This window comes from uncultured Pseudoteredinibacter sp., from assembly GCF_947502065.1.
In the GTDB taxonomy this organism is placed as follows: Bacteria; Pseudomonadota; Gammaproteobacteria; order Pseudomonadales; family Cellvibrionaceae; genus Pseudoteredinibacter.
The window spans coordinates 259,720-276,814 of sequence record NZ_CANMYE010000004.1 but is presented as its reverse complement, the minus strand read 5'-3'; the positions used below and the strand labels follow the sequence as shown (position 1 = coordinate 276,814).

General features: G+C 48.1%; 11 protein-coding genes. 7 read left to right on the top strand and 4 right to left on the bottom strand.

Annotated elements, in window-relative coordinates; all coding sequences use genetic code 11:
* Positions 1–18: 18 nt before the first annotated feature.
* Positions 19–594, bottom strand: a complete 576-nt coding sequence (locus tag Q1A41_RS12700; RefSeq protein ID WP_299979482.1) for a Crp/Fnr family transcriptional regulator — start codon at positions 592–594, stop codon at positions 19–21.
* 106 nt (positions 595–700) lie between these two features.
* Entirely contained in the window at positions 701–3,544 is a 2,844-nt protein-coding gene (locus Q1A41_RS12695; protein ID WP_299979481.1) for an autotransporter domain-containing protein, read from the bottom strand.
* Positions 3,545–3,885: 341 nt separating this feature from the next.
* Between Q1A41_RS12695 and Q1A41_RS12690 the strand changes: the two genes are divergently transcribed.
* From Q1A41_RS12690 to greA, 4 genes are all read left to right on the top strand, one after another.
* Positions 3,886–5,436, top strand: a complete 1,551-nt coding sequence (locus tag Q1A41_RS12690; RefSeq protein WP_299979478.1) for a methyl-accepting chemotaxis protein — start codon at positions 3,886–3,888, stop codon at positions 5,434–5,436.
* A 356-nt stretch (positions 5,437–5,792) separates the two neighbouring features.
* A complete protein-coding gene (gene carA / locus Q1A41_RS12685) occupies positions 5,793–6,938 on the top strand; it encodes a glutamine-hydrolyzing carbamoyl-phosphate synthase small subunit (RefSeq protein WP_299979475.1) in 1,146 nt (381 codons plus the stop codon).
* A gap of 45 nt (positions 6,939–6,983) precedes the next feature.
* Entirely contained in the window at positions 6,984–10,205 is a 3,222-nt protein-coding gene (gene carB, locus Q1A41_RS12680; protein ID WP_299979472.1) for a carbamoyl-phosphate synthase large subunit, read from the top strand.
* Positions 10,206–10,419: 214 nt separating this feature from the next.
* Positions 10,420–10,899: a transcription elongation factor GreA gene (gene greA / locus Q1A41_RS12675; protein WP_299979469.1), complete on the top strand. Its 480-nt coding sequence runs from the start codon at positions 10,420–10,422 to the stop codon at positions 10,897–10,899.
* A 59-nt stretch (positions 10,900–10,958) separates the two neighbouring features.
* Here greA and Q1A41_RS12670 read toward each other — a convergent pair whose 3' ends face one another.
* Together Q1A41_RS12670 and yhbY are read right to left on the bottom strand one after the other, a co-directional pair.
* Positions 10,959–12,242 carry an MFS transporter gene (locus Q1A41_RS12670; RefSeq protein WP_299979466.1) on the bottom strand — a complete coding sequence of 428 codons (1,284 nt, stop codon included), beginning with the start codon at positions 12,240–12,242 and terminating at the stop codon, positions 10,959–10,961.
* 385 nt (positions 12,243–12,627) lie between these two features.
* Positions 12,628–12,933, bottom strand: coding sequence for a ribosome assembly RNA-binding protein YhbY (yhbY, locus tag Q1A41_RS12665; RefSeq protein ID WP_299979463.1), 306 nt, complete (start codon positions 12,931–12,933; stop codon positions 12,628–12,630).
* A 246-nt stretch (positions 12,934–13,179) separates the two neighbouring features.
* Here yhbY and rlmE point away from each other — a divergent pair, with 246 nt between their 5' ends.
* From rlmE to folP, 3 genes are all read left to right on the top strand, one after another.
* A complete protein-coding gene (gene rlmE, locus Q1A41_RS12660) occupies positions 13,180–13,812 on the top strand; it encodes a 23S rRNA (uridine(2552)-2'-O)-methyltransferase RlmE (protein ID WP_299979460.1) in 633 nt (210 codons plus the stop codon).
* A 335-nt stretch (positions 13,813–14,147) separates the two neighbouring features.
* The gene (gene ftsH, locus Q1A41_RS12655; protein WP_299979901.1) at positions 14,148–16,067 is read left to right on the top strand and encodes an ATP-dependent zinc metalloprotease FtsH; all 1,920 of its coding nucleotides are present in this window, start codon (positions 14,148–14,150) and stop codon (positions 16,065–16,067) included.
* Between the two features lie 94 nt (positions 16,068–16,161).
* Complete coding sequence (gene folP, locus Q1A41_RS12650) at positions 16,162–17,019, top strand: dihydropteroate synthase (protein WP_299979457.1); 858 nt, start codon at positions 16,162–16,164, stop codon at positions 17,017–17,019.
* Positions 17,020–17,095: the final 76 nt, after the last annotated feature.

Sequence of the window (17,095 nt, the reverse complement as noted above, 5' to 3'; positions counted from 1 at the left end):
AGGGTAGTATCTTCTTTTTTAGCTTTTTAGCTTCGCTTTTATTCTCGACAAGCTGACGGCGTCCATGCCGAGATAACTGGCGATATGGTATTGCGCTAGACGTTCGGTAATCCATGATTCATTACTTAGCAGCCATTGATAGCGTTCTTCGCCCGATTTGGTTAGCAGCACAGCTTCGCGTTGTTCGTTACGTAAGAACAGTTCGCGAGTCGTGTGATCGAGCATTTCTTGAATACTTGGATTGTTCTCAATTTTGCGCAGAGCGCTGATGGGCATTTCCCAGAGCAGGCTATCTTCAAGGGCTTGGATCTCATAGGGGCATTCTCCTTGATTTAGCCATGCGCTAAGAGATCCTGCCAGTTGCCCTTCCCTGAAAAAGTTCTTGTTTCTCTCGCGGCCTTGGGCACTTGGATAATATTGTCTTAGTAAGCCCTCTAAAATGATGTAGCAAAATTGGGGCTTGCTATTGGAGGCCAAAAGCTGGGTGCCTGCGTTGACGTTTTTCTCTTGCCCGATATCTTCCAGCAAAGGCCATAGAGCAGGGCTTGCGAGCGCAGGGCTTAGTTTATAGTGAGATAATAATTCTGGGCTCATGGTTTCACTGCTGATCGATAGGGAGTGGCAGTTTAAATCAGACGGCTAATGCGAACAATAAAAAAGCCGCCCTTTGGGCGGCTTATAAAGTTCGTGTAAATTGAATTTAAAACTTTAACTCGTAACGCATGCCAAAACTTAGTTCGGCGGAACTAATATTGCTGGCGCCTGCTAGGTAGCGATAATCAACAAAACCGGAAAGGCCATGTTGAAATTGAGCGGCAAGGGCTAGATTAAAGCTCATATAGCTCTTATCGATAGCGTCAGTCCTTACCACCATCGGAGCGAGTGGGCTGTTGCTGTCGCCAAAAGGATCGTGCACAAACGCGGCGATGACTTGGTTTTCGTCATTTTTAATATCACGATAATAATTGCCATTAAATTGTGCGGTTAATACACCCCAGTCGCGCAGTAAAGTGTATGAACTATGCCAACCTAAGCTAGCACTTTGCACGCTAGCTTCTTGTCTGCCATAAGCTAACTCTAAGCCGCTGCTGCCGCGCTCATTAAACTGATCGATATTGGTTTTGTTGTATGAAACACCAAGGTTTGGGCCAATAATGAATGGACCTTTAATATAATCGTAGCCTGCATCAAAGGTGGCCAATAACTGGCGGCCGCTGGTGCTGGAGTCAATTTGGGCATTGACCTGGCCAAACATATCTTTGTATTCAACGCGGCGTAGCATGTCGTAGTCACTGTTGCCCCGGGTAACGCTGACATCGATATAGTAGTTCTTATCATCATAATAAGAACCATAGGCCGTCACAAACTGGCTTTCAGCATCCATGGTGCCGCCATTTTGTTTGTAATCTAAATCCGTATCGGCAAAACCAATAGCAAGGCCGGCAACGGCATTATCGGTAATGCGATAATCCATACCCATAGTTAAACCTTTTACATCTAGGTCGTAACCATTTTGCGCATCGGTTTTGTCTTTATCACCGTAAAGGATATTACCATTTAAGAAAACACCCCAGCGTGAGCTCTCTAGAAGGTAAGTGTCTTCATCGCCGCTCGCAGCACCGCCTAGTTTGCTGCTTAGGGCGCTGGCGATTAAATTACCATTTAGGTTGCCGCTGTCAGTTTGAATGTTTAAACCGGAGAGATCGATGCCGCTGCCGCCGCGACGCAATTGCGTCAAACGAGTTCGGATATTGCTCTGCTGCACGCTGGCAAAATCGGTCGCTGTAGACAGCAGTGCGGCAACTTCTTCACCGGCAATAGCTTGCAAGGCCGCCGCTTGATCTTCATCGCTAAGGTCTGGGTCTAGCAATCCATTACAGCGAGTGAGTAAGTTTTTCTGGGCGCCAGACAAAGGATTTAACTGATCGACTTCAGCAAGTCGAGGGCAGAGGTTGTCAAGATTTTCTGCCAGGCTGCGTTCATTGCGATCAATGCCAGGTGTGCTTGCTAGCTTATCTTGGTTGGCACTTTGTTGTTCTTTGACTAAAACATTTAAGATTTTTTCTGAAATTAAGCCGGCTTTATTGGTAATTCGAGCGGTCACTTGGTTTTTGCCGACTGGGAGTAGCGCACTTGTTTTAATGCCGTTGGCAATCACTTCGCCTTCGAATATCCATTCAACGGTATCGATCTCACTGTTCAGTGAGCTAGAGTTAGAAGCGTCAAGATTAACCTCAACTTTACCGTCGCCATCAAAGTCGGTGACTTCAATGTCAGCCCCTACGTCAACATTGGGAGCCTGTGGGTCTCGTACGTCAGCGATTTTAAGTTCGACAGATTTTTGATTGCCAAGTAGGGCGCCGCCGGTGGGATTACTTAGCTCTACAAAGAAGGTTTCGCTGTCTTCTTGCAGTAGATCTTTATTGACCGTAATGGAAACAGTTTTGTCTTGCGTATCGCCGTTACTCCAACTTAATACGCCTTGGCTATTTTGAAAGTCGAGGTCTGCTGTGGCGGTATCGGCCAGGGTTTGATAGTTGACGCTGATGTCACCCGCTGCCCCGTCGCTGCGTTGAGCGGTGAGTGTAATAGTTCCACTATCTTCAGTAAGATCAAGTTGAGACTGAGTCCATTGAATGGTTCCTGGCGGCTCGGGATCATCTTCATTGATGGTTATCTGAAAGCTCAAAGGCGAGTTTACCGCAATGTCGACATCCAGCTGGGTGAGCTCAACCTGGAAGGTCTCATTACCTTCAAACTTTTGATCGTCAATAATGGGAATGACTACCGTTTTTTGGCTGCTATCACCCGCTGGCCAAGTTACGGTCTGGCTAACTGCCTGGTAGTCTTCACCGGCTTTTGCGCTGCCGTCTAGGGTGTTAACTTCAAGAGCAATGTCACTATTGCCAGGCTGGCTCAATGAAAATCTCAAAGTAGCTTGGCCTGCGTTTTCATCCACAGAGGTTTGCAAGTTGGCGTTGATCTCTGGGTCTAGGTCATCAGCTGTAAAATTTAATACAACATCGCAACTAGGGTCGCTAAGACAGAACACTGAGCTGACTACCATTTCGTAGTTGCCCGCAACTGGGGTAAAGCTAAATACGAATTGAGATTGGTTGCTGCTGCCACCGGGAACGGAAGCTTGTGATGCAGTAAAGTTGATGCCTGGGGTGTTTCTTTTGGAGTTGCTGCGCTTTTTAAGTGGTGAGCCGCTATTCCCATCAACTGAGCCACAGTCATAGCCGCCGGTAGGAGTTGGGTCTCCCGACAGGCCTTGCCCCTCGCCTTCACCATCGAATGGTACGAATGTACAGCTCGGATCACTGGTTTGCCAATCTGGGACGCTCGGGCCGCTGATGTGAATAAAGTCTACAGCCGCCGGGTGTGGGCTAATGTCTTGGTTTTCCAAGATAACCGTTAACTGTACGGGCTCCCCCGCAACAATAGGACTAGAAAGCGTTGCGGAGTTAATAACAACTTGAGCGTGGGAGAGGGGCCCTAATATAAGCAATAGGAATGCTGTTACAACTTTGTATAACTTCATTTGGGATCAGGCCATCGAGGTTGATTTATTAGTATCAGCTAAGCTAGCTGTCGCATGTGGCAGCAATATTATGCCGTGTGTGAGATATAAATGCTAAGCACAAAATCTAGTTATTGCGCCGTATTCATCTTTAGTTCATGGATGGCCATTGGGCGGATTTAGCCGCGATTTGCTAATTACCACTAAAGTTTTCCTTCAGTCTGTAGATATTAATACTTGCACGCGCAAAATTTGCCTTGGCAATTTATTGCTTTGGCGGTTGTAAGTAAGTGGTTGCTTATGCGTAATCGGTGATACCTGTGGGTAGCCAGGTAGACCTGGGCCTATTGATGGAGTCTAGAATGAAAAGTTTATCGCTCAAGTGGAAGGTGCTTCTGGGGGTGACATTAACCAGCATGGCTGCAGTAATTGTAGTGAGTGCTGTGTCGGTGCTCACTCAGATTGCTCATATTGAAGAAGAATTAGAACGTTTTGCTGAAACCATTGAGATGGTGGTGGGAGGTAGCGCCTCAGGAGCCTTAGCATTTGATGATAAAGCGACTACCCGCGACATATTGAATAATTTAAGTAAGAGTGGACGTATCAACTCTTCGGTGATTTACGGTGGCGACGGGATGCCGTTTGCTTGGTTTGAAAAGGGCAAAGGCACCAAGGGCAAAGCGATACCTAGTGGTGCGCCAACTTCTTTGAATACGGCCTTTGCTGATCATGAGACGGCTCATGAGTTTCGTATGGCAGAGCCGATTGAGGCCGATGGTGAAAAGCTCGGCTTTATTTATATCGGAGTGAGTCGTGATGAGGTCACGGTAGCTAAAGATGAGGCGGTTCAAAGTGCGGGGCTTTCTGTGCTAATTATCTCGGTCTTGGCGGCAATTGTTTCACTGTTTATTTCAAAGGCTATTGTGCGTCCAGTCGTAGGTGTTTCTGATGCGCTGCAAGATATGGCAGAAGGTAACGGCGACCTGACTTTGCGCTTACCTGATGACGGGCGTGATGAGATCGGCACTCTATGTGCAAACTTCAATATCTTCATTGAGCGCTTGCATGGAACCATTTCGGGCTTCTCAAATAACGCCATGGAGCTGGATCGCCATGCCGGAGAGGTTTCTCAGTTGGCCCGAGAAACGGAAAGAGGTGTTTCCAATCAGCAGGCGGATATTAATCAGGTTGTCGATGCGGTGCGTGAAATGTCCTCAGTTGTTGATGAGGTTGCACGCAATGTTACTGAGGCTGCCGAGAATGCCCATTCAGCGGATCAAGAATCTACTAGCGGTCGCGAGGTGGTTGGGGATACCAAAGCCCAAATTGAACGCTTAGCTCAGGATATTCATGGTGCTGCTGAGGTTATCGATCAGCTGCGTCAAGGTACGGAAGATATTGGCACTGTACTGGATGTGATTCGTGGTATTGCTGAGCAAACCAACTTGTTGGCGCTAAATGCGGCCATTGAGGCAGCGAGAGCTGGTGAGCAGGGGCGTGGTTTTGCGGTAGTTGCCGATGAAGTGCGAACCTTGGCTTCTAGAACCCAGTCCTCTACCGAAGAGATTCAGGACATGATTGAGCGTCTGCAAGGTGGTGCACGAGAGGCGGTACAGCGAATGGAGCAGGGGCGTAAGCAGGCTGCTGAAGCTGTTAAGCACTCAGAAGCCGCCAGTGAGTCTTTGGTGGCAATCACCGGAGGTGTAGCTTCCATTCGATCCAAGACGGACCAGATTGCCAGCGCAACTGAAGAGCAAGGTGCTGCCAATAGTGAGATCGAGCGAAACATGGAGAATATCGCCGTGGTTTCAAGGCAGGCTGCGTCAGGATCGGCGGCGATTTCATCAAGTATTGAAGAGTTGGCTAATATGGCCGCAACCATGAAGTCTACGCTCGGGCAATTTAAAATCTAAAAAGCTTGTTAATTCGCTGTTTATGGGATGGACAAATAGGGGGGCATTGCCGTAGAATGCGCAGTTAGATTGCAATAGGCCATTGGCCCTTAACCCGCTGGAAAAGCGATGGCGAATTTTAATAAAAAGCGAGATGAGACCTTCTGTTTCATCTCGCTTTTTTGCGACTTGTGCCAAGCAAAATCCACACTTCCCGTCAGATTCGGTAATAGATAGTGGCATAGCCACTCACTGTGCACCTAAGGTGTGCAGCGCTAGCCCTCGGACTAGCGATTATGCATTTGATAGGAAGGCATCTGCGGTCTTGGTTTATTGCTGAGCTATGTGATTACCCCCTACTGGAGGCTGCCTGTTTAATGAGCCCTTTATTGCGCAATAATTCTCGGCCCGCCATTCTTGTTTTAGAAGATGGCAGTATCTTTCGCGGCAGTGCCATTGGCGCTGATGGACAAGCAGTCGGTGAGGTGGTGTTTAACACTGCTATCACAGGCTACCAAGAGATCCTGACCGATCCTTCCTACGCTAAACAAATCGTCACTTTAACCTACCCTCACATTGGTAGCGTGGGTGTAACTAAAGAAGACGAAGAGTGCGACAAAATTTGGGCAACTGGCCTGGTCATTCGCGATCTACCTTTGTTGGCTTCAAATTTCCGTAAAGAAGAAGATTTGGATGCTTACCTGAAGCGCCACAATATTCTAGGTATCGCCGATATTGATACTCGCCGCCTGACTCGTTTGCTGCGTGACAAGGGTTCCTTGAAAGGTTGCATAATGGCCGGTGAGCTTAATGAAGAAGCCGCCTTGGCCGCCGCCAAAGACTTCTCTGGCTTGAAGGGCTTGGATCTTGCGAAAGAAGTAACCACAACTGAAAGCTATACTTGGAATGAAGGTAGCTGGCAGTTGGGTAAAGGCCATGTAGAGCAAACTGAGACACGCTTTAAAGTTGTCGCTTATGACTACGGAGTGAAGCGCAATATTCTTCGTATGCTAGCTGATCGCGGCTGTGACTTAACGGTAGTGCCGGCTAAAACACCTGCAAGCGAAGTATTGGCCATGAAGCCAGATGGCGTATTTCTTTCCAATGGCCCAGGTGACCCAGAGCCATGCGATTATGCCATCGAAGCTATCGGGGAAATCTTGCAAACTGAAATTCCGGTATTTGGCATCTGCTTAGGCCATCAGCTATTGGCTTTGGCCTCTGGCGCCAAGACCGTAAAAATGGGCCATGGCCATCATGGCGGTAACCACCCTGTACAAAACATCGATGACAAGACCGTTTTGATCACCAGTCAAAACCACGGCTTCGCTGTTGATGAAGACAGCTTGCCTGAAACTCTTCGTGCGACTCACAAATCATTGTTTGATGGCACCTTACAGGGCGTTCATCGTACCGACAAGCCAGCTTTTAGCTTCCAGGGTCATCCTGAGGCAAGCCCAGGTCCGCATGATGCAGCGCCATTGTTTGACCACTTTATTGAATTGATGGAAGCCGCCCAATAAGGGGCTAGCTTAAGCTAGAACGCTATTACTTAGGTAAGAAGAAAGATGCCAAAAAGAACCGACATTGAAAGTATTCTAATCATTGGTGCTGGCCCCATCGTTATCGGCCAGGCTTGTGAATTTGACTACTCTGGCGCCCAGGCTTGTAAAGCACTGCGCGAAGAGGGTTATCGAGTTATCTTGGTCAACTCGAACCCTGCAACCATTATGACCGATCCGGCTATGGCCGATGCCACTTATATCGAGCCAATCACCTGGGAAACCGTTGCCAAAATTATTGAGAAAGAGCGCCCCGATGCAGTACTGCCCACCATGGGTGGTCAGACCGCACTGAACTGTGCTCTAGCGCTGCACGATAATGGCGTATTGGAAAAATACGGCGTTGAGTTAATCGGCGCGAAGCAAGAGGCCATTCATAAAGCTGAAGATCGCGACCTTTTCGATAAAGCGATGAAAAAAATCGGCTTAGAATGTGCGCGTGCTGAAATTGTTCATTCAATGGATGAAGCCAAAAAAGTTCCAGAAATGTTTGGTTTCCCTGTGATTATTCGCCCGTCATTTACCATGGGTGGTTCCGGTGGTGGCATCGCCTACAACTGGGAAGAGTTCGAAGAAATTTGTGCTCGCGGCTTAGATCTTTCACCAACTAATGAGTTGTTGATTGACGAATCTCTACTGGGCTGGAAAGAGTACGAGATGGAAGTGGTGCGCGATAAAAATGATAACTGTATTATCATTTGTTCCATCGAAAACTTCGATCCAATGGGTGTTCACACTGGTGACTCTATTACTGTGGCTCCTGCCCAGACACTAACTGATAAAGAACTGCAAATCATGCGTAATGCATCGATTGCAGTATTGCGTGAGATTGGTGTAGAAACTGGCGGCTCCAACGTACAGTTTGCGGTTAATCCAGAAGATGGCCGCTTAGTGGTTATCGAGATGAACCCGCGTGTATCTCGCTCTTCTGCCTTGGCTTCAAAAGCCACTGGCTTCCCAATTGCGAAAGTGGCCGCCAAACTAGCCGTGGGCTACACCCTAGATGAGCTGCAAAATGATATTACCGGTGGTGCAACGCCAGCATCTTTCGAACCATCGATTGACTATGTAGTTACGAAAATTCCTCGCTTCACTTTTGAAAAGTTCGGTGATGCCGATGCGCGCCTAACTACCCAGATGAAATCGGTGGGTGAGGTAATGGCGATTGGCCGTACTTTCCAAGAGTCCATGCAAAAGGCACTGCGTGGGTTGGAAGTAGGCTCTGCAGGTTTTGAGGCGAAAGTTGATCTTAGCGCAGAAGATGCCATGAGCAAAATTCGTCGTGATCTATCCACACCAGGCGCTGAGCGCATTTGGTTTGTGGGTGATGCTTTCCGTGCAGGCATGTCCGTTGATGAAGTTTATGAAGTATCCGCGATTGATCCGTGGTTCTTGGTACAGATTAAAGACATTATCGATACCGAAATAGCCTTACAGTCGATGCCCTTTTCCGATATCGATGCTGATTTAATGTTCCGCTTAAAGCGCAAAGGCTTCTCCGATTTGCGTTTATCTGACTTACTCGGTGTGAGTCAGCGTAAAGTTAGAGCGCATCGCCACAGCTTAGGTATCCACCCAGTCTACAAGCGTGTTGATACCTGTGCGGCGGAATTCTCAACCTCTACGGCTTATATGTACTCAACTTATGAAGAGGAGTGTGAAGCCCAGCCAAGCGATAATCGCAAAATTATGGTCTTGGGCGGTGGTCCAAACCGTATCGGCCAAGGTATCGAATTTGATTACTGCTGTGTACATGCGGCCTTAGCGATGCGCGAAGACGGTTACGAAACCATTATGGTGAACTGTAACCCTGAAACCGTTTCTACCGATTACGATACTTCTGATCGCTTGTACTTTGAGCCGGTGACTTTAGAAGACGTATTGGAAATTGTTCATAAAGAGCAGCCTGAAGGTGTGATTGTTCAGTTTGGTGGCCAGACGCCACTGAAATTAGCACGCGCACTGGAATCGGCCGGCGTGCCAATTATCGGCACCGCGCCAGAAGCGATTGATCGTGCTGAAGACCGCGAGCGCTTCCAGCAAATGATCGAACGCTTGGGCTTATTGCAACCTTCAAACGCCATTGTTCGCTCTACTGAAGAAGCTGTGCGCGAAGCTGAAAACGTTGGCTATCCATTGGTCGTTCGTCCATCTTATGTATTGGGTGGTCGTGCTATGGAAATCGTTTACAACGAAAACGAATTGCGCACTTATATGCGCGAAGCCGTGCAGGTTTCTGAAGACGCGCCTGTATTGCTAGACCATTTCTTGAACTCCGCCATCGAAGTTGATATCGATGCTGTGAGCGATGGCAAGCAGGTGGTGATTGGCGCAATCATGCAGCATATTGAGCAGTGTGGCGTTCACTCTGGCGACTCGGCCTGTTCATTGCCGCCGTATAATTTGCCAGCGGATGTACAAGATCTCATGCGCGAGCAGGTTAAGAAAATGGCCTTGGAATTGGGTGTTATCGGATTGATGAATACTCAGCTGGCCTACCAAGATGGCAAAATCTATGTGATCGAGGTAAACCCTCGTGCCTCCCGTACAGTACCATTTGTTTCTAAGTGCATTGGCACTTCCTTGGCCAAAGTTGCCGCGCGCTGTCAGGCGGGTATGACTCTAGAGGAACAGGGTTTTACCAAAGAAATCGTTCCAGATTACTTCAGTGTAAAAGAAGCAGTGTTCCCATTTAACAAATTCCCAGCAGTTGACCCGATTCTAGGCCCTGAGATGAAATCTACGGGTGAAGTGATGGGTGTTGCTGATACCTTTGCTGAGGCTTATAGTAAGTCGCAAATGGGTGCAGGTGATGCTATCCCGACTTCTGGAAAAGTATTCATCAGTGTGCGCGATTTCGATAAGGGTGGTGTGGTACCAGTAGGTCGTGATCTACAGAAGCTCGGATTCGAACTGGTAGCGACTCGCGGCACAGCGAAAGTACTGGAAGACGCTGGCATTAGCGTTGAGTTGGTGAACAAGGTTGAGGAAGGTCGCCCGCATATCGTCGATGCTATTAAGAACGACGAAATTGCTATGGTTGTGAATACCACTGAAGGTAAACAAGCGATAAAAGATTCAGCATCAATTCGCCGCAGTGCTGAGCAGCATGGTGTGTACTACACTACTACTTTGGCTTCAGCAGAAGCAGTAGCAGTTGCGCTTGAATTTGCTGACGAGCACAAAGTGCGCTCTGTGCAAGAACTACACGCGCGTATTACTGGGTAATATAGCCTTTTTCTAAGGCGACACCCTTGGATAATGTAAGATGTGAGTTGCAAGTTTAATAGACTTGTCGCTCTATCTTACATTTTTCGTTTTAGGCCTTATAAATGTTTTAGGCCGCAATTTGAGAAAGTCTTGGTGGTAATTTAAGCTCGCCAAGGGAATTAGAAAAAGATAAAAGGCCTCGCAAGAATATCGCGAGAGAATGGATTTTACTATGTTAGATAAAGTACCTATGACCCAAGCTGGCGCAGATGCGCTGCGTGAAGAGTTGGATCACCTTAAAAAGGTAGATCGCCCACGTATTGTCCAAGCTATTGCAGAAGCTCGAGAGCATGGTGATTTGAAAGAAAATGCAGAATATCACGCTGCGCGCGAGCAGCAAGGGTTTTGCGAAGGACGCATTCAAGATATCGAAGGCAAGCTTTCGAATGCCCAAATTATTGATGTAACTAAGATTCCTCATTCTGGCAAGGTGATCTTTGGTACGACGGTTGACCTTATTAACCTTGATACCGACGATACGGTTAGGTATCAGATTGTTGGTGATGACGAATCAGATGTTAAGGCCAATAAAATTTCTGTTAACTCTCCGATTGCTAGAGCATTAGTGGGTAAATCAGAGGGTGATGAGGTTGTAGTTCAGACGCCTGGTGGCGAGGTGGAGTTTGAAATTGATGTGGTAAAGCACATTTAATCGATTATGCACTCGCCATAAAAAAAGCCGGCTTATTCGCCGGCTTTTTTTATGTTCTTCTAGCTCTGTCTTTTTAAATCTTTCATCAAGTGCTTAGCCCCCATCCAAAAGAAGAGGGCCGCAAATACGCTGCTAAAAGCCATTGCTGTGAGAGAGTAACGCAGCGATTCTGTTCCATAAGTGCTAGCGAGCATGTCGCTCATAATACCAGCAACTAATGGCCCGCCACCTAAGCCAATCAGGTTCAAAATGAAAAACAAAATGGCGGACGTCATAGCACGCATATTCGGTGCTACTAAGGTTTGCGCCATCGCTAAAACCGGCCCTAGATACCAAATGCCGAAGAACGTTGAGCCCCCAATACCAAGCGCAATTAGGGTCATATTGTCAGAGTAGAGCGCAAGTAGGCCTAGTGGTATCGCAAGGATCTGACCGATGCAGGCGATCCAGGCATACCAGCGTTTATTTTCTTTTCCGATTCTGTCGGCAAACCAGCCTGCGAAAAATGCACCGATACCACCACCAATACCTGCACCGAAAGCCAGCAGTATGCCGATGTCAGCGGGTTCCATGCCGTGCGAGCGGAACAGAAAACTTGGCATAAAGTTACCTGAGCCGTAACTTGAGAAGGAGGCCAAGCCAGAGCCGATCGCAAGAAATACAAAAGAGCGCATGGACTTGAGCGTTTTAAGTGTTTCCTTAAGGCTTACACTTTCACCCACCGGTGCACTGTCGTGCTGTCCGCGCGGTGGCTCTTTGATGCTGTAGCGAACCAATAGGGCTACAAAAATGCCAGGAATACCCACGACAAAGAAGGCGATACGCCAGCCGTAGTTTTGATCGACCCATCCGCCGACCAAATAACCCACCATGATGCCTACATAAATGGCAGCGGTATAAAACGCCAGTGCTGTACCACGCTGATGGGCTGGGTAAATATCGGAAATCATCGAGTGAGCTGGGGGGCTGCCACCGGCTTCGCCGATACCCACGCCAATTCTGGCGAGCAGCATTTGCCAAAAATTTTGTGCTAAGCCAGAAAGCGCAGTCATGCCGCTCCAGATGGCAATCGCCCAAGAAACAATATTTCGACGGTTGGAGCGATCGGCCCAACGAGCGATGGGGATTCCCGCTGATACATAGAAGATGGCGAAGGTAAAACCTGTCATTAAGCCCAGCTGAGAATCCGACAAGCCCATATCGGCCTTAATGGATTCCTGCAAAATCACCAAAATCTGTCGATCGATGAAGTTAAAAACGTAGACGATACTGAGTAGGACTAGGGTGTAGTGGGGCCAGCGGCCAGAGCTCGCTTCGGGATTGGACGCAGTAGGGTTAGACATAAAAATACCTTGGTCACCGCGGCAAAGATTCGCTGAGCTAGCTTGGAAAAGGGCTCAGTACTGTGCCACTCGTTATTATATTTTTATCGAGTGTAAGGGTTATCCCGCATATTTGAAACGGCTTTACACTTTTAATAGGTGATGCTGGTTTATAGATGCGGTGAATGGAGTATTTGTGGAGCTGGCGAACACCGGGGGCAGAACCCAAGGGTTCTGACCCCTCTCGAAGCCGAGATATATAAACTGGCAATAAATCTAAAGAAGTTAGAAAGCAGGTACTACATAAGCGATTGCTTGTTGAGCTTCGATATTTTAGCTGGGGAATTAAAGCTTACGACTTCGAGTGGGGCAGAGCCGATAGGGCACTGACCCCGTTTGTATAGGCTTATACACGAGAAATATTAGACAGCTTGGCGTTTGGCTTTTTCGCGGCGCGATAGATCAGCGCTACTTTGCCGATCTCCTGGACTAGCTCGCTGCGAGACTGCTGGCAGACTTCCTCGATGACTTGCTTACGCAGATCACGATCGGCAACGACCAGCTTTACCTTGATCAATTCATGATCTTCCAGTGCGCGGTCCAGCTCCATCATTACGTTTTCACTGAGGCCGTTGCCAGCAATGGTCACCACAGGCTTTAGACTATGGCCTAAACTGCGATATTGTTTTTTGCGATCTGCACTTAACGTCATACAATAGTCTCTAGGTATTTCCCTTTGCGTGATCCGCTTGGCTAATAGAGGCAAAAAAGCGGCTTCAATACTGTGAGCCCTAAGGTTTGGGCTTACGCAATTCGGGTAGTTGTTACACATCAGCCTTGGTTAATAATTCGCCAAAGCCTTAAAAAGGTGGCGTATTCTACCCGCCATGTGCTCTGATGTCTTTATTTTTAGGGTTCTGTCGATATCTGGCGACAGACCGACACTGAGGTAATTCCATTGGCTCGTTCCAAAAGTAGTGGCCGCTGGCTACAAGAACACTTTAACGATCAATATGTTAAGCAATCCCAGCAGGATGGCTATCGTTCGCGCGCTAGCTATAAGCTGATTGAGCTAGATGAAAAGGATAAGTTATTCCGCAGCGGCATGACGGTTGTTGATTTAGGTGCGGCCCCTGGCGGCTGGAGCCAAGTGGCGGCAGAGCGCGTAAATGCCAGTGGCGATAGTAAAGGGCGCGTATTTGCCTCGGATATCTTGCCGATGGATGGCATGGCGGGTGTCGAGTTTATACAAGGTGACTTTACCGAAGAGTCGGTATTTAACGAGTTGATGGATCTAATGGGCGGCGCCCAAGCAGACCTTGTAATTTCGGATATGGCCCCCAATATGTCTGGTATGGCCGACGTAGATCAGCCCAGATCCATGTATTTAGTGGAGCTGGCGCTGGACATGGCCCGCCAAGTATTAAAGCCAGGCGGGGTATTTGTCGCTAAGGTATTTCAAGGGGAAGGCTTTGATGAGCTGCTGGCCGATAGTCGCAGTAGCTTTAAAAAGGTTCTGACCCGCAAGCCAGATGCTTCTAGAGCTCGCTCCAGAGAAGTTTATCTGGTCGCTAAGCAGTTTAAGGGCTAAATTTAATAGGTCGCTTTGCTATTGTTCGATTGAATACGCAGACCTAGGCAAAGAAATTTCCCTTTAAACCAAAAGGGCGAAATTGTTGTCTCATTTATTATGGCTTGATAGCAATAGAAAGGGCGTCGTAAACAAAACGTCTGAAAATTGCTCAGCCTTGTCTAAATAGACTGTAAAGAACCGCTAAAGCGTGCTATCTAAGTGCGCTGTAAGGCAGAAATAGGGCTACAATGGCCCACCCAACCTGTATATGGGAGAGGTTTACCCCGTTCAGGTCAACGTAGTAGGCCAGCTTTTAGATCAGCTGGCGCCAAGAGGAAATCGCTTTGAACGATATGTCGAAAAACCTAGTATTGTGGTTGGTCATAGCAGCGGTGTTGTTTGCTGTGTTCCAAAACATCAATGGTCAGACCAAGCAAAAGCCACTGGTTTACTCTGACTTTATTGCCGAGGTTCGCTCGGGACAGGTTCAAAAGGTTGTGGTCGATGGCCTAATCATTATGGGTGAGCGCCGAGATGGCTCGACCTTCCAGGTGGTTCGTCCGCAAGTTCAAGACGGCAAATTAATGGATGATCTGTACAACCATAAGGTACAGGTTGAAGGCAAACTGCCTGAGAAGCCAAGCATTTGGCAGCAGCTACTGGTCGCTAGCTTCCCGATTCTTATTATTCTCGTAATCTTTATGTTCTTCATGCGCCAGATGCAAGGTGGTGCCGGCGGCCGTGGTGGTCCAATGAGCTTTGGTAAGAGCAAGGCGCGCCTACTGGGTGAAGATCAGGTGAAAACTACCTTTGCCGATGTGGCAGGTGTTGATGAAGCCAAAGAAGAAGTACAAGAGCTTGTTGAGTATCTACGCGATCCTTCTAAATTCCAACGTCTAGGCGGTCAGATCCCGCGTGGCGTGTTAATGGCAGGCCCTCCTGGTACAGGTAAAACCCTATTGGCAAAAGCCATTGCCGGTGAAGCCAAGGTGCCATTCTTTTCTATCTCTGGCTCCGACTTCGTAGAAATGTTTGTTGGTGTGGGTGCCAGCCGTGTTCGCGATATGTTCGACCAGGCTAAGAAGCAGGCCCCATGTATTATCTTTATCGATGAGATCGATGCGGTAGGTCGTCATCGTGGCGGCGGTCATGGCGGTGGTCATGATGAGCGCGAGCAAACCCTAAACCAGTTGTTGGTTGAGATGGACGGCTTCGAAGGTAATGAAGGCGTTATCGTTATGGCGGCGACCAACAGAGCCGACGTATTAGATAAAGCCTTAATGCGTCCAGGTCGTTTCGACCGTCAGGTACACGTTGGTTTGCCAGATATTCGTGGTCGTGAGCAAATCCTAAAAGTGCATATGCGTAAAGTGCCTATGGATGATGCGGTAAAAGCTTCTGTTATTGCCCGCGGTACCCCAGGGTTCTCCGGTGCTGATTTGATGAACCTGGTTAACGAAGCGGCCTTGTTTGCTGCCCGTGCCAATAAACGCACGGTGAGCATGGAAGATTTTGAAAAAGCGCGCGATAAGATCATGATGGGCGCCGAGCGTAAGTCCATGGTGATGAGCGAAGACGACAAGATCATGACGGCTTATCACGAAGCCGGTCACGCGATTGTGGGATACTTAATGCCAGAGCACGATCCGGTGCACAAGGTGACGATTATTCCTCGTGGTGGTGCCTTGGGCGTTACCCAATTCTTGCCTGAAGATGATAAGTACAGTCACAGCCGTCGTTATTTATTGGGTCAGATTTCTACCTTGTACGGTGGTCGTATTGCTGAAGAGATGACCGGTGGTGCGGATGCGGTTTCCACAGGTGCCTCTAGCGATATCGATCGTGCAACCAAGATTGCTCGCGGTATGGTGATGAAGTGGGGCTTGTCTGAAAAGCTGGGCCCACTGGCCTATGGTGAAGATGAGGGTCAGTACCCTGGCATGTCAGCCCCGAATTATTCTGGCGCTACCTCAAAAGTGATCGATGAAGAAGTGCGTAGCATTATCGATGATCGTTACAAAGTGGCTGAAGATCTACTGGACGATAATCGCGATATTCTAGAGGCTATGAAAGATGCCTTGATGGAGTATGAGACGATTGATTCTGAGCAGGTAGAAGACTTGATGAATCGTCGTCAAGTGCGCCCGCCTCGTGATTGGGATGATAGCGATTTTAATAGTCATATCAAATCAGACGATTCTGATTCGAAAACAGGCGACGAAAAAGACGATAAGCCAGCCGGCCCGATTGGTGGTCCAGCAAACGAAAGCTAATTGTTTTGTAAGTATCTATGGCCACAGTGACAGAGCTTTCTGACACTGTGGCCATTTTTGTTTTAAAGCTCATCAAATTTTGAATGCATCTTCTATGTCTCACCCTGTCCTTAACTGCGCCGGCCAAATGCTGGATCTGCAAAAACCTAAAATCATGGGTATTTTAAATACCACTCCCGATTCCTTTTCTGATGGTGGTAATAGCTATCAGCGCGGTAATCTTGATTTGGATCTGGCCTTGCAGCGTGCAAAACAAATGCAAAAAGACGGTGCCAGTATTATCGATGTGGGCGGAGAGTCGACCCGCCCAGGCGCGGCCAAGGTGAGTGCACAAGAAGAAATGGATCGTGTTGTGCCCGTTGTCGAGCGCATCGCAAAGGAACTCGATATCATTATTTCTGTGGATAGCAGTAGTCCAGTTTTAATGAAAGAAGCCGCAGCCGTAGGCGCAGGCTTGATCAACGATGTTCGCGCTTTACAGCGCGAGGGCGCGGCCGAGATGGCGGCGGAGTTAAAATTACCCGTGTGCTTAATGCATATGCAGGGACAGCCCGATTCCATGCAAGATAAGCCGCACTATGACAATGTCCTTAGCGAAGTAAAAGCCTTTTTATCTGAGCGTATCGATGCTTGTGTTGCAGCGGGTGTTGATAGAGCTCAAATCATTCTCGATCCAGGCTTTGGCTTTGGTAAGACCCTAGAGCATAATGTGCAGCTATTGCGTCAGATGTCGGCATTTAAGGCGATGGGCCACCCAGTGTTGGCGGGGCTATCACGCAAGTCTATGTTGCAGGGCTTATTAGGTCGGCCTGTCGACAAGCGCCTAGCGGGAAGCCTTGGTGTAGCCATGCTGGCCTTGCAGCAAGGGGCGGCTATTTTACGTGTGCACGATGTGGCGCCAAGTCGAGATATCTTAGAGTTGTATTGGCAGATTGATGAAGGTCATAGGTAATAGGCCCGAATGTGGCTTTGTAAATGATTAGATTTTGTAAGCGAATAAGATTTTTATAAATTCAATTAGCGTTCGA

What these genes read in the sequence shown, in the direction of transcription:
- Q1A41_RS12700 (WP_299979482.1), bottom strand. Translation starts at nt 594, where the DNA reads ATGAGCCCAGAATTATTATCTCACTATAAACTAAGCCCTGCGCTCGCA.
- Q1A41_RS12695 (WP_299979481.1), bottom strand. Translation starts at nt 3,544, where the DNA reads ATGAAGTTATACAAAGTTGTAACAGCATTCCTATTGCTTATATTAGGG.
- Q1A41_RS12690 (WP_299979478.1), top strand. Translation starts at nt 3,886, where the DNA reads ATGAAAAGTTTATCGCTCAAGTGGAAGGTGCTTCTGGGGGTGACATTA.
- carA (WP_299979475.1), top strand. Translation starts at nt 5,793, where the DNA reads ATGAGCCCTTTATTGCGCAATAATTCTCGGCCCGCCATTCTTGTTTTA.
- carB (WP_299979472.1), top strand. Translation starts at nt 6,984, where the DNA reads ATGCCAAAAAGAACCGACATTGAAAGTATTCTAATCATTGGTGCTGGC.
- greA (WP_299979469.1), top strand. Translation starts at nt 10,420, where the DNA reads ATGTTAGATAAAGTACCTATGACCCAAGCTGGCGCAGATGCGCTGCGT.
- Q1A41_RS12670 (WP_299979466.1), bottom strand. Translation starts at nt 12,242, where the DNA reads ATGTCTAACCCTACTGCGTCCAATCCCGAAGCGAGCTCTGGCCGCTGG.
- yhbY (WP_299979463.1), bottom strand. Translation starts at nt 12,933, where the DNA reads ATGACGTTAAGTGCAGATCGCAAAAAACAATATCGCAGTTTAGGCCAT.
- ftsH (WP_299979901.1), top strand. Translation starts at nt 14,148, where the DNA reads ATGTCGAAAAACCTAGTATTGTGGTTGGTCATAGCAGCGGTGTTGTTT.
- folP (WP_299979457.1), top strand. Translation starts at nt 16,162, where the DNA reads ATGTCTCACCCTGTCCTTAACTGCGCCGGCCAAATGCTGGATCTGCAA.